Origin of the sequence: Pseudorhodobacter sp. MZDSW-24AT (assembly GCF_002794355.1) — a bacterium.
GTDB lineage: Bacteria > Pseudomonadota > Alphaproteobacteria > Rhodobacterales > Rhodobacteraceae > Pseudotabrizicola.
In genome coordinates this window covers 35892-59429 of the sequence record NZ_PGOI01000007.1, presented here as the reverse complement: position 1 = coordinate 59429, position 23538 = coordinate 35892, and the positions used below count along the sequence as shown (strand labels likewise).

Annotated in this window: 22 protein-coding genes; 11 read left to right on the top strand and 11 right to left on the bottom strand. The window is 64.2% G+C overall.

Annotated elements, in window-relative coordinates; genetic code table 11:
* Positions 1-60: 60 nt before the first annotated feature.
* The 4 genes from CUR21_RS06265 to CUR21_RS06250 all read right to left on the bottom strand — a co-directional run bounded on the left by CUR21_RS06265 (position 61) and on the right by CUR21_RS06250 (position 2707).
* On the bottom strand, positions 61-633 hold the full coding sequence (locus CUR21_RS06265) for a cob(I)yrinic acid a,c-diamide adenosyltransferase (RefSeq protein ID WP_100196168.1): 573 nt from the start codon (positions 631-633) through the stop codon (positions 61-63).
* Positions 634-636: 3 nt separating this feature from the next.
* A complete protein-coding gene (locus tag CUR21_RS06260; protein WP_100196167.1) occupies positions 637-843 on the bottom strand; it encodes a twin transmembrane helix small protein in 207 nt (68 codons plus the stop codon).
* A gap of 293 nt (positions 844-1136) precedes the next feature.
* Positions 1137-1961, bottom strand: a complete 825-nt coding sequence (locus tag CUR21_RS06255) for an SDR family NAD(P)-dependent oxidoreductase (RefSeq protein ID WP_100196166.1) — start codon at positions 1959-1961, stop codon at positions 1137-1139.
* 251 nt (positions 1962-2212) lie between these two features.
* Complete coding sequence (locus tag CUR21_RS06250; protein ID WP_100196165.1) at positions 2213-2707, bottom strand: SH3 domain-containing protein; 495 nt, start codon at positions 2705-2707, stop codon at positions 2213-2215.
* 142 nt (positions 2708-2849) lie between these two features.
* Between CUR21_RS06250 and CUR21_RS06245 the strand changes: the two genes are divergently transcribed.
* Positions 2850-5153 (top strand): DNA topoisomerase IV subunit A, encoded by a 2304-nt coding sequence (locus tag CUR21_RS06245; RefSeq protein ID WP_100196764.1) that lies wholly within the window; start codon positions 2850-2852, stop codon positions 5151-5153.
* Positions 5154-5217: 64 nt separating this feature from the next.
* On the opposite strand, the gene bhcR is transcribed toward CUR21_RS06245, so the two are convergent.
* Entirely contained in the window at positions 5218-6033 is an 816-nt protein-coding gene (bhcR, locus tag CUR21_RS06240; RefSeq protein WP_100196164.1) for an HTH-type transcriptional regulator BhcR, read from the bottom strand.
* A gap of 155 nt (positions 6034-6188) precedes the next feature.
* On the opposite strand from bhcR, the gene bhcA reads away from it, so the two are divergent.
* The 5 genes from bhcA to CUR21_RS06215 all read left to right on the top strand — a co-directional run bounded on the left by bhcA (position 6189) and on the right by CUR21_RS06215 (position 11680).
* A complete protein-coding gene (gene bhcA, locus CUR21_RS06235) occupies positions 6189-7379 on the top strand; it encodes an L-aspartate--glyoxylate aminotransferase BhcA (RefSeq protein ID WP_100196163.1) in 1191 nt (396 codons plus the stop codon).
* A 62-nt stretch (positions 7380-7441) separates the two neighbouring features.
* Positions 7442-8413 carry a beta-hydroxyaspartate dehydratase BhcB gene (gene bhcB, locus CUR21_RS06230; RefSeq protein ID WP_100196763.1) on the top strand — a complete coding sequence of 324 codons (972 nt, stop codon included), beginning with the start codon at positions 7442-7444 and terminating at the stop codon, positions 8411-8413.
* A gap of 4 nt (positions 8414-8417) precedes the next feature.
* A complete protein-coding gene (gene bhcC, locus CUR21_RS06225) occupies positions 8418-9581 on the top strand; it encodes a 3-hydroxy-D-aspartate aldolase BhcC (protein ID WP_100196162.1) in 1164 nt (387 codons plus the stop codon).
* A 78-nt stretch (positions 9582-9659) separates the two neighbouring features.
* The gene (gene bhcD, locus CUR21_RS06220) at positions 9660-10619 is read left to right on the top strand and encodes an iminosuccinate reductase BhcD (RefSeq protein ID WP_100196161.1); all 960 of its coding nucleotides are present in this window, start codon (positions 9660-9662) and stop codon (positions 10617-10619) included.
* 86 nt (positions 10620-10705) lie between these two features.
* A complete protein-coding gene (locus CUR21_RS06215) occupies positions 10706-11680 on the top strand; it encodes a type I glyceraldehyde-3-phosphate dehydrogenase (protein WP_100196160.1) in 975 nt (324 codons plus the stop codon).
* A 12-nt stretch (positions 11681-11692) separates the two neighbouring features.
* Here CUR21_RS06215 and CUR21_RS06210 read toward each other — a convergent pair whose 3' ends face one another.
* Positions 11693-12928, bottom strand: a complete 1236-nt coding sequence (locus CUR21_RS06210) for a Coenzyme F420 hydrogenase/dehydrogenase, beta subunit C-terminal domain (protein ID WP_100196159.1) — start codon at positions 12926-12928, stop codon at positions 11693-11695.
* 118 nt (positions 12929-13046) lie between these two features.
* On the opposite strand from CUR21_RS06210, the gene CUR21_RS06205 reads away from it, so the two are divergent.
* Positions 13047-13484: a GNAT family N-acetyltransferase gene (locus tag CUR21_RS06205; RefSeq protein ID WP_100196158.1), complete on the top strand. Its 438-nt coding sequence runs from the start codon at positions 13047-13049 to the stop codon at positions 13482-13484.
* Positions 13485-13560: 76 nt separating this feature from the next.
* Complete coding sequence (locus CUR21_RS06200; RefSeq protein ID WP_100196157.1) at positions 13561-15102, top strand: AMP-binding protein; 1542 nt, start codon at positions 13561-13563, stop codon at positions 15100-15102.
* 18 nt (positions 15103-15120) lie between these two features.
* On the opposite strand, the gene CUR21_RS06195 is transcribed toward CUR21_RS06200, so the two are convergent.
* The 3 genes from CUR21_RS06195 to puuE form a co-directional block, all read right to left on the bottom strand.
* Positions 15121-15597, bottom strand: coding sequence for an ureidoglycolate lyase (locus CUR21_RS06195; protein ID WP_100196156.1), 477 nt, complete (start codon positions 15595-15597; stop codon positions 15121-15123).
* Between the two features lie 73 nt (positions 15598-15670).
* On the bottom strand, positions 15671-16513 hold the full coding sequence (locus CUR21_RS06190; protein WP_100196155.1) for a bifunctional allantoicase/(S)-ureidoglycine aminohydrolase: 843 nt from the start codon (positions 16511-16513) through the stop codon (positions 15671-15673).
* Positions 16510-17925 (bottom strand): allantoinase PuuE, encoded by a 1416-nt coding sequence (puuE, locus tag CUR21_RS06185; RefSeq protein WP_100196762.1) that lies wholly within the window; start codon positions 17923-17925, stop codon positions 16510-16512. Before puuE ends, CUR21_RS06190 begins: the two co-directional genes overlap by 4 nt.
* Positions 17926-18081: 156 nt before the next feature.
* Between puuE and uraH the strand changes: the two genes are divergently transcribed.
* Both uraH and CUR21_RS06175 read left to right on the top strand, forming a co-directional pair.
* Positions 18082-18435, top strand: a complete 354-nt coding sequence (gene uraH, locus CUR21_RS06180) for a hydroxyisourate hydrolase (protein WP_100196154.1) — start codon at positions 18082-18084, stop codon at positions 18433-18435.
* Positions 18436-18555: 120 nt separating this feature from the next.
* Positions 18556-20001 carry a hypothetical protein gene (locus tag CUR21_RS06175; RefSeq protein ID WP_157791952.1) on the top strand — a complete coding sequence of 482 codons (1446 nt, stop codon included), beginning with the start codon at positions 18556-18558 and terminating at the stop codon, positions 19999-20001.
* Positions 20002-20057: 56 nt separating this feature from the next.
* Here the strand turns inward: CUR21_RS06175 and CUR21_RS06170 are convergent, their stop codons facing one another.
* The gene (locus CUR21_RS06170) at positions 20058-20984 is read right to left on the bottom strand and encodes a LysR family transcriptional regulator (RefSeq protein ID WP_100196152.1); all 927 of its coding nucleotides are present in this window, start codon (positions 20982-20984) and stop codon (positions 20058-20060) included.
* A gap of 115 nt (positions 20985-21099) precedes the next feature.
* Here CUR21_RS06170 and CUR21_RS06165 point away from each other — a divergent pair, with 115 nt between their 5' ends.
* Complete coding sequence (locus CUR21_RS06165) at positions 21100-22338, top strand: urate hydroxylase PuuD (RefSeq protein ID WP_100196151.1); 1239 nt, start codon at positions 21100-21102, stop codon at positions 22336-22338.
* Between the two features lie 57 nt (positions 22339-22395).
* Here the strand turns inward: CUR21_RS06165 and CUR21_RS06160 are convergent, their stop codons facing one another.
* The gene (locus CUR21_RS06160; RefSeq protein WP_100196150.1) at positions 22396-23475 is read right to left on the bottom strand and encodes a zinc ABC transporter substrate-binding protein; all 1080 of its coding nucleotides are present in this window, start codon (positions 23473-23475) and stop codon (positions 22396-22398) included.
* Between the last annotated feature and the right edge of the window lie 63 nt (positions 23476-23538).

Here is a 23538-nt window from a genome sequence, read left to right as displayed (position 1 = left end):
CCGGTGACGACAGTAGAAAATCGACGCGCCAGCCCCCCGGAACGCCACGTAGCACCGCGCTCAGCGGGTCAGGCCGGGCACCCAAAGCACATCGGCGCGCCCGTCGTCATTGGCAATGCGACCGGCCACAAAGAACCAATCCGACAATCGGTTCAGGTATTTGACCGCCTCCGCATTCACCTCTTCTAATGTGCCCAATTCCACAACCAGCCGCTCGGCGCGCCGGCACACCGTGCGGCACAGGTGCAACTGCGCCGCCAAACCGCTGCCCCCCGGCAGTATGAAACTGCGCAACGGCGTCAGCCGCGCATTCCACGCATCGATCTCCCGCTCCAGCCGGAGCACCTGACTTTCCACCATGCGCAAGGGCGTATAGCTCAACTCGGCGTCCTTGTGCATGTCGGGCGTGCACAGATCCGCGCCCAGATCGAAAAGATCGTTGGAAATCCGCGCAAGCGCTGCATCCATCTCGCCGCTGGCATGCTGCCGCGCCAAGCCCACCGTGGCATTCACCTCATCCACCGTGCCATAGGCCGACACCCGCAACGAATGCTTGGCCACCCGCGCGCCGTTCCCCAGCGCCGTCTCCCCGGCGTCGCCGGTGCGCGTGTAGATCTTTGACAGAACAACCATGGCTCATCCCCCTCTGCTGTGCAAAAAGGCAAAGCCCACGATCAAAAGCACCGCCACGGCCTGAGCGGCAATCCGATAGCGCATCAACCGATTGGCATGTTTGCGGTTGAACTCCCCGCCCTTGGCAAAACCTCCGATTCCAATCATCAGAATGACCAGAACCCCAAGGCTCGCCACAGCGGCCAGAATGAACAGCGGATCGTTCAGCATGGGTTTCCCTTTCCTTTGCGCCAAGACTTAGGCGGCCCGCGCCGAAAAGCGAAGGCGAAATTTCTGCGCCCGCCCGCAAGCCCGAGCGTTGGATTTTTTGAGTATTTAGAAAAGGTGCAAGCCGAAGGACCTGATCCAGCTTTTGCAGCTTTCTCAAATACTCCCCGCGGAGCGTCCACCGCTGTCCGCTCGCGGGCGCTTTCAGACCTTGGCGCGCCTTATGCGCATTCCGTGGCAACGCCGCCGCGTGGGGGCTCGAAGCCCCCCAAGGCGGCTCCTTTGGCCAAAGGTGCTTAGCCTTTGGCGATCACCCAGTCGAGCGCGCGGGTGGGCAGGATGCGGCGCAACAGGCCCATCAGATGCGTCGGTGTCGTGACATAGTAACGCGCCTTGGGGCGCGGACTCTCCAATGCATGGATCAGCTTGCGCGTCACCCGGTCCGGAGGGAGTTCAAAGCGGTCCGGCCCCCGGTCTTCATAAAGCCGACCGCGCAATGCCGCATAGTCTGCCGCTCGGGCCGAGCCTTCCCAGTCGATCCACTTCTCGAAATGCGGGATTGCATTGGCCCGGATCCGGCTGGTGATCGGGCCGGGCTCGATCAGGCTGACAGAGATCCCGGTGCCGCGCATTTCGATGCGCAGCACGTCCGTCAGCCCTTCCAGCGCGAATTTGCTGGCCACATAGGCCCCGCGCCATTTCAGCCCGACAAGCCCGAGCACCGAGGAGCAATTCACAATGCGCCCGTGCCCCTGTGTCCGCATCACCGGGATCACCCGGCGCGTCAGGTCATGCACGCCAAACAGATTGGTCTCGAAAATCTCACGTAACCCCCCGCGCGGGAGGTCTTCCACCGCGCCCGGGCAGGCGAAGGCGCCGTTGTTATACAGTGCATCCAGCCGCCCACCTGTCGCGTCCAAGACCTCTGACACTCCGCGCGCAAGGCTGGCCTCATCGGCATAATCCAGCCGCGGACTGTCAAATCCCTCGGCGATCAGCCGATCGCAATCGGCCTGTTGGCGACAGCTTGCAAAGACCCGCCAGCCGCGCGCGCGCAATCCCCTTGCGGCATCCAGCCCGATTCCCGACGAACAGCCGGTGATAAGCACAACTCGTTGCATGAAAGGGCCTGCCTGCCTGTGAAATTGCTCGTGGTGTTTTGATTTTGGATGACCGCGTCATCAACCCCCGGCATAACCTGCCGGACGCGCCCCCATCATTGCCACGTCGGCAGGTTTTTCACAAGTTTCCATCGCCTTGCACAGCAAAACAGGCGTGCCGCACACCGTCGGCCCGCCTGCTCGAATGCCATCTCACCTAAGGCTCTCCAGATTCGCCCAGCCTGCAAAGGGCGACAGTCTCTGCCCTTCGCTCAGGGCGCGTCGGAGAGGAAGTTCATCGCCATATAGCCATCCACCCCGTCGCCTTCGATCCGCACCCGCGCCCAACCGTTGGTCTCCACCGACACCACGCTCACCTGCTCGCCGCGCGTCACCCGGCCCACCACGCCATCGCGCGTCGATGGACCCGAGCGCACATTTACCGCCCGTCCGGTGACATACATCACTTCAGATGAATCAACGAAGGGCGCCGTCTCTGCTTGCAGCACGCGCTCCTGCGGCATCACCGCCGGTGTCGCTGCGGGCGCCACCACGGGCTGCGCGTGCGCAAACACCACCTGCATCGGCGGCGGCGCAGTCGAGGCTTCTGCCGCCATCAGCATTTGCGGCGCGTCCGCCTCTGTGGTCACAGGCGCAGGCGCGCGCGCGGTCTCCATCAGGCCGAACCGCACTTGACCACGGTCCTGCCCCCCCACCTGAAGGGTGACGAAAATTCCAGCACAAAGCAGCAAGAGCATACGGATCATTGGGACACCTGATTCACTTTTGCCCTCAAGGGGCTATCATGTCTCAAAACCGTGAAGTCCTGTGATCGGTTCCGTATTTTCTGGCCAATCCGGCGATAAAATCGGTCTGGACCGGCGCCGCCCTGCGCATTACACCACATCCATGTCAGACAAAGCCGCCCCCCCCAAAATAGAACCCGTCGAAGTCGCCGAACCCCTCAGCCGCGCCATCGGGGAGCGGTATCTGACCTATGCGCTGTCCACCATCATGCACCGCGCGCTGCCTGATGCACGCGACGGGCTCAAGCCCGTGCACCGCCGCATCCTCTACGCGATGCGCGAACTCCGCCTGTCTGCGACCAGCGCCTTCCGCAAATCCGCGAAAATCGCCGGCGATGTCATGGGGAATTACCATCCGCATGGCGATGCCGCGATCTATGACGCGATGGCCCGTCTCGCGCAGGATTTCAACGTCCGCTACCCTCTGGTCGATGGCCAAGGCAACTTCGGCAACATCGACGGCGATAACCCCGCCGCCTCCCGCTATACCGAGGCGCGGCTGACCGCCATCGCCGAAACCCTGATGGAAGGCCTGACAGAAAACGCGGTCGATTACCGCCCCAACTATGACGGCACGTTGGAAGAGCCGGTGGTCATGCCCGCCGCCTTCCCGAACCTGCTGGCCAATGGCTCGAGCGGGATCGCCGTCGGCATGGCGACCAACATTCCGCCGCATAACTTGGATGAACTGATCCAAGGCTGCCACGCCATGCTGCGCAACCCCGAGATCACCACCTCCGAACTGGTCGACCTGATCCCCGGCCCGGATTTCCCCACCGGTGGGGTCATGGTGGAACCGCGCGACGTGATTCTTGATGCCTATGAAACGGGCCGCGGCTCTTTCCGCACCCGCGCCAAATGGGCGGTCGAAGACCTTGGCCGGGGCACGTGGCAGATCGTCGTCACCGAAATCCCCTTTCAGGTCGCCAAGTCGAAGCTGATCGAAAAGCTGGCCGAACTCATCCAGACCAAGAAGATCCCGCTTCTGGCCGATGTGCGCGACGAATCCGCCGAAGACATCCGCATCGTGCTGGAACCCCGCGCCAAGACCGTGGACCCAGAGGTGCTGATGGGCACGCTGTTCAAGAACTCGGATCTGGAAACCCGGTTCAGCCTGAACATGAACGTGCTGATCGACGGAAAGGTGCCAAAGGTGTGCAGCCTGAAAGAGGTGCTGCGGGCCTTCCTTGATCACCGCCGCGATGTGCTGCGCCGCCGCAGCCTGCACCGGATGGAAAAGATCGACCATCGGCTGGAAATTCTCGAAGGTTTCATCATCACCTTCCTGAACCTCGACCGCGTCATCGATATCATCCGCTATGACGCCGATCCGAAATCGGCGCTGATGCGCGAAAGCTGGGGCAAGCCGCACGCCCGCGCCCAATCGGAAAAAGACTATGTCTCTCCCCCCGCGGGCGAGGGCGAGCTGACCGAAGTGCAGGCCGAAGCCATCCTCAACATGCGCCTGCGGTCCTTGCGCAAGCTGGAAGAGATGGAGCTGATCGCCGAGCGCGACGCGCTCACGCTGGAACGCGCCGGGCTGGTGGATCTGCTGGAAAGTGACCGCCTGCAATGGAAGCAGATCGGGGTCGAGCTGGAGGCCATCCGCAAGCAATTCGGCAAAGGCACCAAGCTCGGTGACCGCCGCACCGCCTTTGCCGAGGCGGGCGTGATCGAAGACGTGCCCTTCGAGGCGATGATCGAACGCGAACCGATCACCGTGATCTGTTCCAAAATGGGTTGGATTCGCGCCCTTAAGGGGCATGTCGATCTGTCGGCGGAACAGAAATTCAAAGATGGCGACGGTCCGCGTTTTGCTTTCCATGCTGAAACCACCGACAAGATCCTTCTGGTGGCAGCCAATGGCCGCTTTTACACGCTGATCGGGGCCAACCTGCCCGGTGGGCGCGGCATGGGCGAACCCGTGCGGCTGATGGTGGATCTGCCCAATGATGCCGAAATCGTTCTGCTCAGCGTGTTCAAGCCCGGAGAGAAGCTGCTGGTGGCCTCCTCTGCCGGGGATGGCTTCATCGTCCCGGGCGAAGAGGTGCTGGCCCAGACCCGCGCGGGCAAACAAGTGCTGACGGTGCGCGATGGTGTGACCACCGCCGTGGTGACGGTGGCGCGCGGCGATCATGTGGCCGTGGTCGGCGAAAATCGCAAGGTTCTGGTGTTCCCGCTGTCGGAACTGCCGGAAATGGCGCGGGGCAAGGGCGTGCGCTTGCAAAAATATAAGGATGGCGGTCTGTCGGATGCCATCACCTTCACGCTGGCCGATGGCCTGTCGTGGAAAGATCCGGCCGGGCGCACGCGGTCCGAACCGGATCTGACCGAATGGCTGGGCCCGCGCGCGGGCGCAGGCAAGATGGCCCCGCGCGGCTTCCCGCGCGACAACAAGTTCGCCTGACGCTCCTCGCTCCCTGCGGTCGCTTGCTGCGAAGCGCGACCGCAAAGAGCGATGAGCGCGCGCCTCAGGGCTGCGCCCCGCCCGTGGCTTGCGTCACCCGGTCCGCCGCCGCGCGCACCAGTGCGCCGATGCGCGGGGCCTCCTCCAGCGCAATGCGAAACGCCGGGCCAGAGACCGACAAGCCCGCGACCGGCTCGCCATGGCTGTTGAAGATCGGAGCTGCGATACAGCGCATCCCGGGCGCGCGCTCCTGGTCATCGATCGCAAAGCCGCGCATGCGGATTTGCGCCAGATCGGCGCGCAGGGCCTCGGCTGTCACATGGGTAGCGGGAGTCGACCGCTCCAGCCCCTTGGCCGCCAGAATCCGCGCCACCCGCATCTCGGAATACCACGCCAGCAGTGCCTTTCCGATGCCCGAGACATGCATCGGAGCCTTGGTGCCCGGTGGGAAAAAGGCGCGGATCGCCTCATGGGTTTCGACTTGGCTCAGGAACAACACCTCATCCCCGGCCTCGATGCCCAGATTGGCGGTCTCACCAGTGTCGCGCATGAGTGCGTCCATCGGCTGACGCGCGCGCTCCACCACCTTGGTGCGGCGCAGGAACGCATTGCCCACGCGGAACGCGCCCGGTCCGATGTGCCACAGCTGGCCGCCGTCCTCGGCTTCCACCATGCCATGACCTTGCAAGGTGACCAGCGCGCGAAACACCGTGGCCACCGCCTCGCCGCTCTCTGCCGCGAGTTCCGAAAGTGACAGGCCCGGACGTGCCGCAACGCGTTCCAGCAGGCTCAGCCCACGGTCCAGCGCTTGGATCGTGTTCTGGTCGGTCTTGTCATGAAAGGCTTTCGGTCGGCCCCGCGGCCGTGCAGAGATCGCCATGTCTCACACTCCCCTTTGTCCTGATGAAAAAGGCTTGAGGCTTGAAATTGCGCCATAATAGCGCAAATTTCCAAAAATGAAAAAACTTTTCGAAAAAATATGCTCTCTGTGTGACATCGGCTAATCTCCTCTCATCAGCGTGAGGAGGCGCCCCCATGTATGCCCAGAACCCCGTTTTCATCCCCGGCCCGACCAATATCCCCGATCCCATCCGCAAGGCCTGCGACATCCCCACCCTCGACCACCGCTCCCCCGCCTTCGCCCGGCTGTTCCAGCCTGCGGTCGCTGGCGTGCGGCGGGTGCTGGGGATGGCCGAGGGTGAGGTGATCCTGCTGCCCTCCACCGGCACCGGCGGCTGGGAGGCCGCCATCACCAACACCCTCTCCCCCGGCGACACCGTCCTTGCCGCGCGCCACGGCATGTTCAGCCACCGCTGGATCGACCTGTGCCAGCGCCACGGCCTGAACGTCGAGATCCTCGAGACCCCATGGGGTGAAGGCGTGCCCCTTCAGCGGATCGAGGCCGCACTGCGGGCCGATCCCGGCGGCCAGATCAAGGCCGTGCTCGCCACCCACAACGAAACCGCGACCGGCGTCCGCTCTGATATCGGCGGCCTGCGCCGCGCCCTCGACGCAGCCAAACACCCGGCCTTGCTGCTGGTCGACGGGGTGTCCTCCATCGGGTCGATGCCTTTTGATATGGCGGCTTGGGGTGTCGATATTGCGGTGGCGGGCAGCCAGAAAGGCTTCATGCTCCCCGCCGGTCTGGCGATCCTTGGCGTGAGCCCGAAGGCCTTGGCGACGATGCAGACCGCCACTCTCCTCCGCACATTCTTTGATTTCCGGGACATGCTGAAAAGCTATGCCGCCGGTGGCTATCCTTACACGCCCGCTGTCGGCCTGATCGCCGGGCTCGCGCGGGCGGTGGAGATGTTGGAGGATGAGGGTCTGGACGCTGTCTACGCCCGCCATCATCGCTTGGCCGAAGGTGTGCGCCGCGCCGTTGCCGCTTGGGGGATGCGGCCCTGCGCCGCCGCACCCGTGCTTTTTTCCGATACCGTGACCGCCGTGCTGGTGCCTGATGGCTGTAACGGCACCGATCTGGTCAAGCTCGCAGCAGAGAAATACGGCGTCGCCTTTGGCGTGGGGCTCGGCGAGGTCGCGGGCAAGGTGTTCCGGATCGGCCATCTGGGGATGCTTTCCGATGTAATGGTCCTGTCCGGTCTCGCCACGGCCGAGATGTGCATGGCGGATCTGGGGTGGCCCATCAAACTCGGCTCCGGTGTGGCTGCCGCGCAGGAGTATTATCGCGGCTCGACCGGCGCGTTGGCGATCGCCGCAGAGTGAGGCGGACCGGGGGCCATCCCCCGGACTCCCGGGGTGCTTTTGGACAGAGAATGGATCAACCGATGAAAGACATGCCCGCCATGTATATCCCCACCTTTGCCGACGTGACCGCGGCGCATGACCGTATCCGTCCGCATATCCATCGCACGCCGGTGCTGACTTCGAGCTATTTGAATGACTTGGTCGGGGCGGAGTTGTTCTTCAAATGCGAGAACTTCCAGAAGGCAGGAGCGTTTAAGGTGCGTGGGGCCTGTAATGCGGTGTTTGGTTTGACCGAAGACCGGGCCCGGTTGGGTGTGTGCACCCATTCGAGCGGGAACCATGCGCTGTCGCTGTCCTATGCGGCGGGGCGGCGGGGGATCCCGTGCAATGTGGTGATGCCGCGCACGGCACCGCAGGCCAAGAAGGATGCGGTGCGCGGCTATGGCGGAGTGATCACCGAATGCGAACCGTCGACCAGCAGTCGTGAAGCGGTGTTTGCGCAGGTGCAGGCGCAGAGCGGAGGAGAATTTGTGCACCCCTATAATGACCCGCGGGTGATCGCCGGGCAGGCGACCTGTTCGCGCGAACTGCTTGAACAGGTTGAGGATCTGGACTGTGTGGTCGCACCGATTGGGGGTGGGGGGATGATTTCCGGCACCTGCCTGACGATGAGTGCGCTGGTCCCCGGCGTGGATGTTTATGCCGCCGAGCCGTTGAATGCCGATGACGCCTATCGCAGTTTCAAGGCGGGGCGCATCATTGCCGATGATGCGCCCGACACGGTCGCCGACGGGTTGAAGGTGCCGCTGAAGGATTTGACGTGGCATTTCGTTTCCAACCATGTCGCAAATATCTTCACCGCCACGGAAGAGGAGATCGTCGCGGCGATGAAGCTGACATGGAAGCGGATGAAGATTGTGATGGAGCCAAGCTGTGCAGTGCCATTGGCCACCATCCTGAAAAACAAGGATGTTTTCCGAGGGCGGCGCGTTGGCGTCATCATCACGGGGGGAAACGTCGATCTGGATACTTTGCCTTGGATGAAAGGGTGACATCATGAACAAGCACACAGAGTTTGAAGGCCTTGAGGTTGGATATGACATCCCGGCCCTGCCGGGGATGGACGAGGCCGATATCCAGACGCCGTGCCTTGTGCTGGACCTTGACGCTTTGGAGCGCAATATCAAGAAGATGGGTGATTATGCCCGGGAGCATGGCATGCGGCACCGGGTGCATGGCAAGATGCACAAATCGGTGGATGTGGCGCTGTTGCAAGAGCGCTTGGGCGGGTCGGTCGGCGTGTGCTGCCAGAAGGTCAGCGAGGCCGAGGTCTTTGCGCGCGGCGGCATCAGGGATGTGCTGGTCAGCAATCAAGTGCGAGATCCGGCGAAGATCGACCGGCTGGCGCGGTTGCCGAAACTGGGTGCAAGAACAATCGTTTGCGTGGATATGCCGGAGAATGTGGCCGATCTGTCGGCGGCCGCGCTGCGCCATGGGACCACCATCGAATGTCTGGTCGAGATCGATTGCGGCGCCGGGCGCTGCGGGGTGAAGACCACGCCGGAGGTGGTGGCGATTGCGCGTGCGATCGAGGCGGCGCCGGGGCTGAAATTCGCTGGGTTGCAGGCCTATCAGGGCGCGATGCAGCACATGGAAAGTTATGCGGACCGCAAGGCCAAGATCGATCTGGCGGTGGGCCAGGTGAAGGACGCGGTGGAGGCGTTGAAGGCCGTGGGGCTGGCCTGCGACATCGTGGGCGGCGGGGGCACCGGCAGCTATTATTTTGAAAGCACATCAGGGGTTTACAACGAGCTGCAATGCGGCAGCTATGCCTTTATGGATGCCGATTATGGCCGCATTCTGGACAAGGACGGCCAGCGGATTGACCAAGGCGAATGGGAAAATGCGCTGTTCATCCTGACCTCGGTCATGAGCCATGCCAAGGCGGACAAGGCGATTGTCGATGCCGGTTTGAAGGCGCAATCGGTGGATTCTGGGCTGCCGGTGATCTTTGGTCGCACCGATGTGAAATACGTCAAATGCAGTGACGAACATGGCGTGGTTGAAGATCCGGCGGGGGTTTTGAAGGTGAATGACAAGCTGCGGCTGGTGCCGGGGCATTGTGACCCCACCTGCAACGTTCATGATTGGTATGTCGGTGTGCGGGGCGGCAAGGTGGAGGTGGTCTGGCCGGTTTCGGCGCGCGGAAAGGCCTTTTGAGATGAATATTGCGCGTATGATGTGCGTCGGGCCTGCGTATGGCGCGCGTATGGCAAACGTCATGACACGGGTGTGGCCATGAGAATCGTGCCGGAAGCGCTGATTGCGGGGCTTGTTTCGCCCGAGGATGCCTTTGCCGCGATCGAGGCGGTCTTCGCCGCGATGTCGCGCGGGGAGGCGCGCAACTTTGATGTGGTGCGCGAAGCCTTGGGCGAAGGGCGGCAATACGGCTTTAAATCCGGGCTGGACCGGGCGGGCGGGCAATTGGGGGTGAAGGCCGGGGGCTACTTTCCCGGCAATGCCTCGCGCGGCATCATCAACCATCAGTCCACCGTGTTCCTGTTCGACCCCGAGACCGGGCGGCCCGTTGCCATGGTGGGGGGCGGGTTGCTGACCGCGCTGCGCACGGCGGCGGCCAGTGCCATTTCGATCGACCGCTTGGCACGGCCAGAGGCGCGGGTGCTGGGCATGGTGGGGGCAGGGCATCAGGCGGCGTTTCAGCTGCGCGCGGCGGCGCGGGTGCGCCGCTTTGAACGGGTGATCGCGTGGAACCTGCATCCCGAGATGCTGACCCGGCTGGGCGCGGTTGCCGCGGAACTGGGCTTGCCTTTCGAGGCGGTGCCGCTGGACCGGATGCGCGAGGCGGATGTGATCGTGACGATCACCTCCTCGCCCGCCGCGTGCCTGCTGGGGGCGCATGTCTCGGCCGGGACGCATCTGGCCTGCATGGGAACCGATACCAAGGGCAAGCAGGAGGTGGCGCCGGACCTGCTGGCGCGGGCCCGCGTGTTCACCGATGAGCTGGCGCAGTCGGTGTCGATTGGCGAGGCCCAGCATGCGGTGGCGCAGGGGCTGCTGAGCCCGGCGCAGATCGTGCCTTTGGGCGATGTCGTGACCGGCCAGCATCCCGGACGGCAGGGGGCCGAGGAGATCACGCTGTTTGATGGCACGGGCGTCGGCTTGCAGGATCTGGCGGTGGCTGCGATGGCGGTGCGCCGGGCGGAAGAACGCGGACAGGGGATCGTCGTCGAGGTGTGACGGGGGAAACCTTGTTCGGGTGACAAAGCGGCGCTTGCACCTTGCGCGGCCGCGTGATGATCCTGCGGCCGATCCAGGGGGAGTGAATGCGGGTTTTCATCAATGGATTTGGCCGGATCGGGCGGTCGGTTCTGCGGGCTTGGGCCGCCGAGCCTGCGCGCTGGCACGGTTTGGAGGTGGTGGGGATCAATGACATCGCCGCGCCCGAAATGTGCGCGCATCTGTTTGAATATGACAGCGTGTTCGGGCCATGGCGGGGCAGTGTCGCGCTGGAGCGCGATGCCTTGGTGGTGAATGGTCGGGCGATTCCCTTGCACCGCGCGGCCGATCTTTCGGCGCTGGATCTGCGCGGCGTGGATGTGGTGATGGAATGCACCGGTCGGGCGGATGCGCGCGAGGTTGCGGCGCGGGGCCTGCGGGCGGGGGCGCGCCGGGTGCTGATCTCGGGGCCGTCGCAGGCGGCGGAGGTGACGCTGGTTCTGGGGGCCAATGACGCGATGCTGGCAGAGCAGGCGATCGTGTCGAATGCGTCCTGCACGACCAATGCGCTGGCGCCTTTGGCGCGGTTGATCCAGCGCGAATGGGGGGTGGTGACCGGGTCCATGACGACCATCCATTGCTACACGGGGAGCCAGCCGACCGTGGACGCGCCCGCCGCCGATTACGCGCGCAGCCGGGCGGCGGCGCTGTCGATGGTGCCCACCACCACCAGCGCCTCGCGTCTGCTGGATCAGGTGCTGCCCGAGATTGCCGGGCGGATCGAAGGTTCGGCGGTGCGGGTGCCGGTGGCCAGCGTGTCTTGCGTGGATCTGGCGGTGCTGACCGAGCGGCCGGTGACGGTGGAGGCGGTGAACGCCGCCTTTCATGCGGCGGGCGGGGTGATTGGTGTCACCGACCGGGCGCTGGTGTCGACCGATCTGCGGGCGCGGCCAGAGAGCATCGTGATGGCCACGCCGGAAACGCGGGTGACGGCGGGCGGCCTGCTGCGCGTGTTTGGGTGGTACGACAATGAATGGGGATTTTCGAACCGCATGCTGGATGTGGCGCTGCGGATGGCGTGACCGCCTGGGAGTTTACCGGGGGGGATCGCGCGTCTCGCCCGGGGCGGGGCCGAGCCCGTAGCGGGCGGCAAGCGCCCAGACATGGGCGGGGACCATGTTCTTGAGCCGCGCGGGATGGCTGCGGCGGAGGTGGAGCACGGTTTCGACGGCTTTCATCTCGACCCGGGCGCGGGCGAATTCCAGCCCTTTGGGGCCGAAATGGCGCTGGATCACGCCCACCAGCGGGCGGAGCCAGTTGGGCATGCGGCGCAGCGGAAGGCCGCCTGCGGCGCGGGCGGTGTTGGCGGCAAAGCCTTTGACGGCGGCGCCGCGCGCGCCTGACGTGGTGAGGGGCGCGGTGTGCAGCAGCGGCGCGATCAGCGACAACAGCCGGGCGCCGCGCGCGTTGCGGGCGATGATCCATTGATCCCCGTCGCCGCCCATATAGCCCACCGTGATATCGGAGAGGCGATTGGTGTAATCGACGCAGGTCTTGCAGGTGGTGGGGAAGAAATCCGCGGGCAAGCGGCTGATCGGCAGTTGCAAAAACGGAATGAACCTTGGCTTGCGCCCGTCATCAAAGCGCAGTTCGACCCGGAAATCGGCGCGGAATTCCAGATAGCTGATCCGGTCGGGGGCGGTGTCGAGCAGGGTCAGGAAGCGGTGGAAGTTTTCGGTGGTGGTGTTGTCGGAGCAAGGCGTGCCGATGACATAGAGGGCGTCAAGGTTCAGCTCGGCTTCGAGCGCGCGCAGGGCATAGGTCTGGCAGGGGATGCCGATGAAGGCGATGCGCCGATATCCGGCGGCGCGGGCGGGTTCCAGCAGCGCCAGCGTCGGCGCCCAGCCCATGCGCATGCCGCGCGCGCGGGCCATGTCGGCGGGATCGGTGATGATGGCCGGAAGCGGTTTCCAGCGGTCTGTCGGGTCGGGGAGCACGGTCAGCACGGCATCGACAAGGCCGTGTTGCAGCAAGGCTGCGGCGAGGGTGGTGGTGATGCCGGTCCATTGCGCCCCGGGCGCGGGGGCAATGAGCCGCGCGCGCTGCATGCTGTGGATGACGCCGAAGAAGGCTTCATCGGTGTCGGGCTGTGCGGTCCGGCCATGCAGGTTGCGTTCGAGCGCAGGGTAATCCGGCGCGATGAACTGGCAGGCCCGTCCGCAGGCCCGACCGTCGCCAAGCCGCGAGACGCCGCAATCGGTGCAAAGCCCGGAGCGGGGGCCGCCGGGCAGCGCGGGGGTTTGGGGGCCGGGGCGGGTGTGATCGAACATGGCGTCTCCTGCGATGCTGTCAGGATAGGGGTGTCAGGAAAAAATGACAGTGCTTTCTCGGACTTTCGCGTGGCGCGATGGGTGTGCGAGGATGGGCGAAGGCAAAAGGAGACCACAGATGCAGACACGGACACCACGGCCTTCGGATTTTGCGGCATGGGCAGAGCTTTATGCGGGATATGCGGCCTTTTATCAGGTGGAGCAGACCGAGGAGATGCGCGCCCGGGTTTGGGGCTGGATCACTGATCCGGCGCATGAGGTGGAGGCTTTGGTGGCGGTGGATGGGGACAGGCTGGTGGGGCTGGCGCATTTCCGCGGCTTCGCGCGGCCACTGGCGGCGAGCACCGGGGGCTTTCTGGACGATCTGTTCGTGCATCCGGGCGCGCGGGGCGGTGGGGCTGCCGAGGCCCTGATTGCGGGCGTGGCCGAGGAAGGACGGCGGAGAGGCTGGAGCGTGATCCGCTGGATCACCGCCGAGACGAATTACCGGGCGCGTGGTTTGTATGACCAGATGGCCCTGCGCACCCCATGGGTGACGTATGATCTCAAGCTGTAAGGGCTGGCATCCCCGACCTTTGGCGCATTGCCCCCCAAGCGCGCTGGGCTAGGCTTTGGCAGAGGAGGAATTTGCCATGACAGTGATCACCAGTCCTTTGGCCGATGTGCCGCTGCGGGAGGTTTCCATCACCGACTGCCTGTTCGACGGCCTGTCCGCCGAGCCGGATCGGGTGGTTCTGATCGATGGGCCGACGGGCCGCAGCCTGACCGGCGCAGACTTGATGGCGCAGATCCGCCGCCTTGCCGGAGGGCTGGTGGCGCAGGGCTTTGGCGCGGGGCAGGTGGTGGCGCTGATGGCGCCGAACATGCCGGAATATGCGGTGGTGTTTCACGCGGTCGCCTATGCGGGGGGCACGATCACCACCCTGAACCCCACCTATACCGCGCCGGAGATCCGGCATCAGCTGACGGATGCCGGGGCGACGCTGCTGGTGACGGTGGCGGCCTTCCTGCCCGAGGCGCGGGCGGCGGTGGAGGGCACGGCGGTGCGCCGGATCGTGGTGATCGACGGGGCAGAGGGGCACCCGGTTCTGGCGGATCTGATGGGCGCGCCCTTGGCGGCGCAGGTTCCGGTGGATCTGGCGCGTCATGTCGTGGTGCTGCCCTATTCCAGCGGCACCACCGGGCTGCCGAAAGGGGTGATGCTGAGCCATCGCAATCTGGTGGTGAATGTCGATCAGGCGCGCGCGGTGATCCGTGTGGTGCCCGGCGAGCGCACGGTGGCCTTTTTGCCGTTCTTCCACATCTACGGGATGAATGTTCTGATGAACATGCATCTGGTGGCCGGGGCGGGGCTGGTGACGATGCCCCGCTTTGATCTGGCCGCCTTTCTGGGGCATGTGCAGCAGCACAAGGTGCGCATGGTGATGGCGGTGCCGCCGGTGGTGCTGGCGATGGCCAAGCATCCCTTGGTGGCGGACTATGACCTTTCAAGCCTAGAGGTGCTGGTTTCGGCGGCGGCGCCGCTGGGGGCCGAGCTTTCGGAGGCCTGTTCGGCGCGGCTCACGGCGCTGACCATGCAAGGCTATGGCATGACGGAATTGAGCCCGATTTCCCATTTCTCGAATGAAGCCCATGCCAAGCCGGGGGCGGTGGGGGTGACGGTGCCCAATACCCTGTGCAAGGTGATTCACCCCGAAACCGGCGCGGCGCTGCCGGTGGGAGAGGAAGGAGAGCTGTGCATCAAGGGGCCACAGGTGATGCTGGGCTATCTGAACAATCCTGAAGCGACGGCGCGCACCATTGATGCCGAAGGCTGGCTGCATACGGGCGACATTGCCGCCTTTGACGCGGAAGGCCAGCTGTATATCCGCGACCGGCTGAAAGAGTTGATCAAGGTCAAGGGCTTTCAGGTCGCCCCGGCCGAGGTGGAGGCGGTGCTGCTGAGCTGTTCTGCCGTGCTGGATGCAGCGGTCATCGGCGTGCCGGATGCGGATGCGGGAGAGGTGCCGGTGGCTTTCGTGGTCCCGCAAGGCGCAGCGCGGCCCGAAGAGATTCTTGCCCATGCGCGCGGCCATCTGGCCAGTTACAAGCAGCCCGTCCGGATCGAGTTCATCGATGCGATCCCGAAATCGGCCAGCGGCAAGATCCTGCGGCGGGTGCTGCGATCCCGCTGAGCCGGGGTGCCGCAGCGGTCAGAGCGGCAGGACCGTCCAGCTTTCGGTGTAGCGATGCTCTTCGAGATTGGGCGTGCTGCCGATCCGGTCGACGACCGCGAAAAGGCCGGGCGCGTGAAGCGGTGTGAGGACGCCATGCCAGACCCCGCGCCGCAGGTTGATGCCTTGGGTGCCATTCGTCAGGAAGGCGATGGGTGCATCTTGCGGGGACTGCGCCACGATCACCAGAAACGGATGCTGGGTCATTGGCAGGAAGGCCTGCGAGCCTTCGGGATGGCGTTCGATCAGATCGAAGCTGTAGGGCAGGGCGCGCGGGACGGCGCTGAAGACAGAGATCCCCGCCTGCCCGTCTGGCCCGAAATCGAGCGCGGCAAGATCATGGTGGCGCTGGCACAGGCCCGCATTGATGAGGCGGAACGCGCCAGAGGCCTCGAGCACCTCGCCGAAGGGGGCGAAATCTGCCGAGGTCAGAGGCCGGGGGTGGATCACTGGCATGGGCTGAACGCTCCGTTGTGGTGGGGCCTTGCATCTTGCGGGCGAGAGGGGAGGAAGGTGTGGGGCGCGCGGGTCAGCGCATCCCCCCAAATGCCCCGGGCCCGCGCAGTTTTGCGTGGCGATTCACATCCTTATACAGCAGGTAGCGGAAAGGTCCGGGACCGGCGGCATAGCAGGCCTGCGGGCAGTAGGCGCGCAGCCACATGAAATCCCCGGCTTCGACCTCGACCCAATCCTGATTGAGCTTGTAGACCGCCTTGCCCTGCAAGACATAGAGCCCGTGCTCCATCACATGGGTTTCTTCGAAGGGGATGGAGCCGCCGGGCTGGAAGGTCACGATGTTCACATGCGCATCATGGCGCAGATCGTTCGGGTCGACGAAGCGGGTGGTGCCCCATGCGCCGTTGGTGTCGGGCATCAGGGAAAGCGGCACGTCGCGTTCGTTGATGATGATCGGGTCTGGCCGATCCACGCCGGGGGCGGGTTCGTAGAGCTTGCGCAGCCAGTGAAAGCGGGCCGGGCCTTTGCCTTCGGCCAGAAGGGTCCAGCGCTGGCCTGCCGGGATATAGGCGTAGCTGCCGCTTTCCATCTCATGGCCTTCGCCATCGATCGTCAGCGTGGCCAGACCGTCGGTGAAGAACAGCCAGTGTTCGGCCCCGGTTTCCGGATCTGGCGCGTCGGAGCCGCCGCCGGGGGCGACTTCCATCACATATTGGCTGAAGGTTTCGGAAAAGCCTGACATCGGGCGGGCGATCAGCCAAAGCCGCGTCTGCCGCCAGCCGGGCAGGAAGCTGGTGACGATGTCGGAAAAGCAGCCCTTGGGAATGACGGCATAGGCCGAGGTAAAGACGGCGCGCTGGGTCATCAACTGGGTTTGCGGCGGCAGACCGCCTTGGGGGGTGTAATACGCGGTCATGGCAGCATGTCCTTCAGCCGGAGGGCGGCAATGCGTTCCACCTGCGCACAGGCGGTGGCGAATTCGGTCGCGGTGTCATTGGCGATACGGGCCGTAAAGGCGGCAAGGATGCTGTCTTTCGTGTTGTCACGCACCGCGATGATGAAGGGAAAGCCGTGCTTGGCCACATAGTCGCGGTTGAGCCGCTGGAAGGTGTCGCGCTCGGCATCGGTGAGGGCGTCCAGCGCGGCGCTGGCCTGCTCGGCGGTGGACTCGGGCGTCAGCCGCTTGGCGGCGGCGAGCTTGCCGGCCAGATCCGGGTGCGCGCGCAGGACCCCCAGCCGCTCGTCGGGCGAGGCGCTGCGGAACATGCGGGCCAGCGCATTGTGCAGGCCGGTGGCGCTGTCATGGGCGGGGCCGAGTTCAAGATCATGGGCGCGTTCGGCGATGAAGGGCGAGTGTTCAAAGATGCTGCCGAAGCGCGCGACAAAGCGGGCGCGGTCCATCTGGCTGGGACGCTCGATGCGTTTGTGCGGATGCGTCTGCGCCCAATGACGGGCGATGTCGATGCGGCGCGGGAACCAGACGCCTTCATGGCCTTGCGCATAGTCGAGAAAGCGCTGGAGGCCCGCCATCTTGCCCGGGCGCCCGATCAGGCGGTTGTGCAGCCCGATGGAAAACATCTTGGCGCGGCCTGCCATGCCTTCGGCATAGAGCACGTCGAAGCTGTCTTTCAGATATTGGTAGAATTGCTCGCCGGTGATGTAGCCCGGCGCGGTGGCAAAGCGCATGTCATTGGCTTCGAGCGTGTAGGGGATGACCAGTTGGTCATGGTCCCCCACCTCTTTCCAATAGGGAAGGTCGTCGTCATAGGTGTCGGAAATCCACGCGAGTTGACCGGTTTCGGCGGTCAGGCGCACCGTGTTCATGGAACAGCGGCCAGTATACCAGCCCAAAGGCGCCGCGCCTGTCACCTCTTGGTGCAGGCGGAAGGATTCGGCGATCTGGGCGCGTTCCTCCTCTTCGGGCATGTCACGGTGATCGACCCATTTCAGCCCGTGGCTGGCGATTTCCCAACCGGCGGTCTGCATGGCCGCGACCTGTTCGGGGTTGCGGGCAAGGGCCGAGGTGACGCCATAGACGGTGACGGGCAGGTTGCGCCCGGTAAAGAGCCGGTGCAGCCGCCAGAACCCGGCGCGCGCGCCGTAGTCATAGATCGACTCCATGTTCCAGTGGCGCATGTTGGGCCAAGGCGCGGCCCCGGCGATGTCGGACAGGAAGGCTTCGGATTGCGCATCGCCGTGCAGCAGGTTGTTCTCGCCCCCTTCTTCGTAATTGAGCACGAGCGAGACGGCGATCTTTGCGCCGCCGGGCCATTGTGCATCGGGGGCGTCCGGGCCGTGGCCACGGAAATCTCGGGGGTATCTGTTCACCTGCGAACCCTCACTTTCAAGCGGTGCCGCAAGATAGCCTGTAATTTCGGGCTGTTTTATCAATAAATTACAGAAAGACATATTCTGCGTTGCGGTGGTCGCATCGGCGGGCCATTCGTGCTGAGATGGCAGGCGACCAAGAGCAAGGAGCGGGCGATGGGACGGCTTTCAACGCATGTGCTGGATACGGCGCGCGGCAAACCGGCGGCAGGCGTGAAGATCTGGCTTTACCGGGTCAGTGGCAATGCGCACAAGAAAGTTGCCGAGGTTGTGACCAACAGCGACGGGCGCACGGATGCGCCGCTTCTGTCGGGCGAGGCGCTGAAGGCGGGCACTTATGAACTGGTGTTCTTTGCCGGGGATTACCTGCGCGAAACCGGGCAGGCGACGGGTGACGTATTGTTTTTAAACGAAATTCCGATCCGTTTCGGGGTGCCGGATGCCGAGCAGCACTATCATGTGCCTTTGCTGATCTCGCCCTTTGCCTATTCGACCTATCGCGGCAGCTGAGAGGACTTCCGCCCAAGGTATCTGAAACCTCACCTTGCACTTAAGGCCCAAAAGCGGTTCTGTCTTGCGACAATGAAAGTGCTTTTTCGGGAGAATGGGATGTTCAGGTCCAAGGTATTGATGACGGCGCCCGTGATGGCGTTCTTGATGAGCGGCACGGCGCATGCGGCGCTGACGGTTGATCAGGTCTGGGCGGATTTGCAGGCGGCGGCGGTTGCCGGCGGCATGACGATCACGGCGGCGACGGAGGTTCCCGGCGATGGCGAGCTGACGTTGAACGGCGTCAGCATCGCGCCGGCCGGAGAGGCCGCGATTGCCACCATCTCGGACGTGTCCATTGTTGAGCAAGACGATGGCAGCGTGGCCTTCTTCCCCGGCGAGATCAAGGTGCAGAACAGCGGGCCCGGCACCGTGGTCATCACCCATGAGGCGCTTTCGATCAGCGCCTTTGAGGATGCGGGCGGTCTGGGCTATGGCATCGACGCCGACAGCCTGAAGGCCGTGGTGAATGTGGTGGAGGGCGACAGCAGCTTTGACGGCACCTTTGACATGGTCGCCTTGGCAGGACGCTACACCCGCGGGCTTGAGGCGCTGGGGGTTGAGATGTCGGTGGACCGGCTGCTTTACGCCATCAACCAGAAAGACCCCGCGCTTGGCATCGATGGCGCGCAGACCAGCGACACGGAGGATCTGGCGCTGAGCGGCGAGATCACCCTGCCCGAAGGGCTTGACCTGCTGTCGCTGCAAGACAGCGCGGGCTTTATTGCCGCAGTGCGCGGAGGGCTTGGGCTGGATTTCGAGGCGACGCAGGGCGTTTCCAAAGGCGATATCGCGGACAGCAATCCGATGATGCCGATGAGCCTTGCGTTTTCGTCGGAGCCGGGGACAACCACGGTGGTCGCCAACAAGGACGTGTTTGACGTGGCCACCAGCGTGGAGGGCATGGCGCTGACCTTGCGGCCACCGATGACGCCCGCCCCTGTGAATGCCACCACGGATGCCTTTGTCTTTGGCTTTGGGATGCCCTTGGTCACCGGCGAGACGGCCGGAGACTATGGCTTTGAGCTGAAGCTGGAAAATCTGGTGTTTGACGAGGCGGCCTGGGGCATGATCGACCCGGACGCAGTGCTGGAGCGCGGCCCGCTGGATGTGGCGCTGGATCTGGGCGGCACCGCCAAGATCGATGTGCTGGACCTGATGGCTTCCGCGGAAACCGGCACGGCCCCGACGACGACGCCAGAGGTGCAGAGCCTGGACATCCGCACGCTGGCGATCAAGGCTTTGGGCGCCACGGCGACCGGGTCTGGCGCCTTTACCTTTGACAATTCGATGGTGGCGATGGGTGGCCCGCCGCTGCCGGTGGGCACGGCGGATGTGCGTCTGGAAGGCGGCAACAAGGTGATTGATGCGCTGATCAAACTGGGCGTCATGACCGAGGAAGATGCCATGGGCGCCCGCATGATGATGGCGATGTTCGGCCAATCCGCCGGGGATGATGTGCTGACATCGAAGATCGAGGCGCGTGAAGGCGGGTCGATCTTTGTGAACGGTCAGCAGATTCAGTAAGTTGACCTGAACGCTTTGAAGGTTTTGAACGCCCGCGCCGCACCGCGCGGGCGTTTTTATGGGGAGGGGCCGTCGATGGCGCGGCGCAACTCTTCCTTGATCCGCGCGGCCATGTAATCGGTGAAAAGCCGCACCTTGGGGTCTTTCAGGCGGCGGTGCTGGCTGAGGCTGGACAATTGCACCGAGATCGGCGGCGTGGCTGTGGCCACCGGCACCAGCGCGCCCGAGCGCAAATGCTCGGCCACCTCGAATTGCGGCTTCATCACGATCCCGCGGCCGCTGAGCGCCCATTGCGTGAGCACATCGCCATCATCGGATTCATAGGGGCCAGAGATTTCAAATCGGCGTGGGCCTTCGGGGGTTGTCAGGGTCCATTGAAACTCCTTGGCGCCGGGGTATCGCAGGTTCAGGCAATCATGGCGGTCCCGCACCAGTGCCGCGCCGTCTTCGGGCATGCCGCGCCGGGCGATATAGGCGGGTGCGGCGCAGAGCACCCGGTGACAATCGGCGATCAGGCGCACCTTCAAGGTGCTGTCTTCCAGAATGCCCTGATGGAAGGCCACGTCGATGCCTTCGCTGACCACATCCACGCCTCTGTCAGACAGGCGCAGACGCACGTCGATCAGGGGGTAGAGATCCTTGAAGGCGGGCACATGCGGGGCAATGAAGCGGCGGCCGATGCCAAGGGGGGCCGCGACAAAGATGGTGCCGCGCGGGTTTTGGGTGACATCCATCACCGCGGCTTCGGCATCTTCGATCGCTTCGAGAATGCGCACCGCGCCTTCGTAGAAGATCCGCCCGTTTTCGGTGGGTTGCAGGCTGCGGGTGGTGCGGTTGAACAGGCGCACGCCGAGATGCTTTTCCAGTTCGGAGATTCGCGCCGAAGCCACCGCGGGCGAGGTGCGCTGGTCGCGGGCGGCGCCGCTCATGCTGCCCAATTCATAGACACGGACAAACATGCGGATGGTGTTGACGTAGGACATCTGGGCACATCCAATTATATCGCACGAATTGAAAGTGATCCGGCATTTCTTTGGATTAACAGAAGATGTTTCGGCGGTATAGCGTTTGCGCCAAAGAGAAGCAGGGAGACGGCTGATGTATGATCTGGCGGTGATGTGGGAGTGGGTCGAGATCGGGGTGCGCTGGTTGCACGTGATCACCGCCATCGCATGGATCGGGTCTTCGTTCTATTTCGTCGCGCTGGATCTTGGCCTGCGCAAGACGCCGAGCCTGCCGCCCCTCGCGCATGGGGAGGAATGGCAGGTGCATGGCGGCGGGTTCTACCACATCCAGAAATATCTGGTGGCCCCTGCGATGATGCCCGAGCATCTGACTTGGTTCAAATGGGAGAGCTATGCCACATGGCTTTCGGGCTTTGCGATGCTGGTGCTGGTCTACTATCTGGGCGCCGAGATGTTCCTGATCGATCCGACGGTGATGGATCTGCAGGTGTGGCAGGCGGTGGCGATTTCGCTGGCCTCGCTTGCCTTTGGTTGGCTGGCCTATAACACGCTGTGTCGGGTTTTCGTGAATGCCGATCAGACGGTGCTGATGGTGGCGCTGTTTGCCGTGCTGGTGGGGATGTCGTGGTTTTACACGCAGGTGTTTTCTGGCCGTGCGGCGCTTTTGCACCTTGGCGCGTTCACCGCCACCATCATGTCTGCCAATGTGTTCATGATCATCATGCCGAACCAGCGCATCGTGGTGGCGGATCTGAAGGCCGGGCGCACGCCGGATGCGAAATATGGCAAGATCGCCAAGCAGCGCAGCACACATAACAACTATCTGACGCTGCCGGTGCTGTTCCTGATGCTGTCGAACCACTATCCGCTGGTGTTTGCGACGCAATACAACTGGATCATCGCCAGCCTTGTGTTCCTGATGGGGGTGACGATCCGGCATTGGTTCAACACCAAGCATGCGCGCAAGGGCAATCCGCATTGGACGTGGGGTGTGACGGCGATCCTGTTTCTGGTGATCGCCTGGCTGTCCACCGCGCCGCTGCGCAGCGTGCCAGAGGCCGAGGCGGCGCTGACCGGCACCGCCTTGCAACACGCGGCCGCCCCCGGGTTCGAGGATGTGGTCGGTATCGTGCAGGGGCGGTGCAGCATGTGCCATGCGGCCGAGCCGAATTGGGAGGGCATGGTCTGGCCGCCCAAAGGGTTGGTGCTGGAAACCGAGGCGCAGATCGCGCATGAGGCGCGGCGGATCTATCTGCAGGCGGGTGTGAGCCATGCGATGCCGCCCGGAAACCTGAGCTATATGGAGCCGGAAGAGCGGCTTGCCATCATCCGCTGGTTCCGGGCGACCGGGACAGGCGGGGTGGAAGGCTAGGCCCCCAACGAAAAAAGGCCGGGGCTGTCCCCGGCCTTTTGTTGTGCTCCGTGGCCTTCAGCCGTTCAGGCAGGCCACCAGATTGCTAGCCAAGGCGCGCAGCAGCGCGTCATAGGCATCCGGCCCGGCGTCGATCGTGCTGCCCTCTGGGTCCAGCGCCGCGCCGACCCGCGCCGCCGTGCCTTCGGCCATTTGGGTCACCAGTGCCGGATCGTGCTGTGCCTCGGGGAAGAGGCAGAGCGCGCCACCCTCTGCGACCGTGGCCGACAATTCGCGCAGGCGCGCGGCCCCCGGTGAACTGGCATCACCCAGCGCCACCGCGCCGGCCATGGTCAGCCCGTAGTGGCTGGTGAAATAGCCATAAGCGTCGTGGTAAACCACAAAGGGCTTGTCCGCGACGGGGGCCAGTTGCGCAGCAAGCTCGGCATCCAGCGCGTCGATGCGCGCCTGTGCCGCCGCCGCATTCGCGGCATAGGTGGCGGCGTTTTCCGGATCAAGGCGCGACAATTCCGCCGCGATGGCCCCGGCCCAGACCTTGGCATTGGCCGGGTCCAGCCAAGCATGCGGGTCAACCCCGGAATGCGTGTGCCCTTCGTGGTCATGGCTGTCGTGGTCATGTGCGGCGTGGTCATGCCCCGCATGATCGTCGTGAGCGTGGTCTTCGGCCTTGGCTGCTTCCGCGTGATCGTGGTCATGGTCATGGTCATGGTCATGATCGTGGTCGTGGTCGTGACCTGCGGCCTTGGCTTCGTCGCCGTGGTCATGTCCGGCGTGGTCCGCGTGGTCATGGGCGCTGTCATCGCCATAGTCGCGGCGCAGCGTGCCTTCGGCGTTCAGCAAGGACAGACGTGGCACATCGGGGGACAAGCCGTCGAGCGCACGCTCCATCCACGGTGTCATCTCGGGGCCGACCCAGACCACCAGCCCTGCATCGGCAAGGCTTGCGGCCTGACTGGGGCGCAGCTGGTAGTTGTGGGCATTGGCGCCCCGGTCCAGCAACAGCTCTGGCTGGCCAAGATCACCCATCACCTGTGCCGCAATCGCATGCACCGGCGGGATATCGGTGACGACGCGTGGCACATCGGCGAGCGCAGGAAGGGCGGTGCTGGCCAAGAGGAGGGATATGATATAACGCATCTTGCAGGCCTTTCTGAACATCGTTTCGCGCCTTATGTATGTTATATCATAACCGGTCAACCC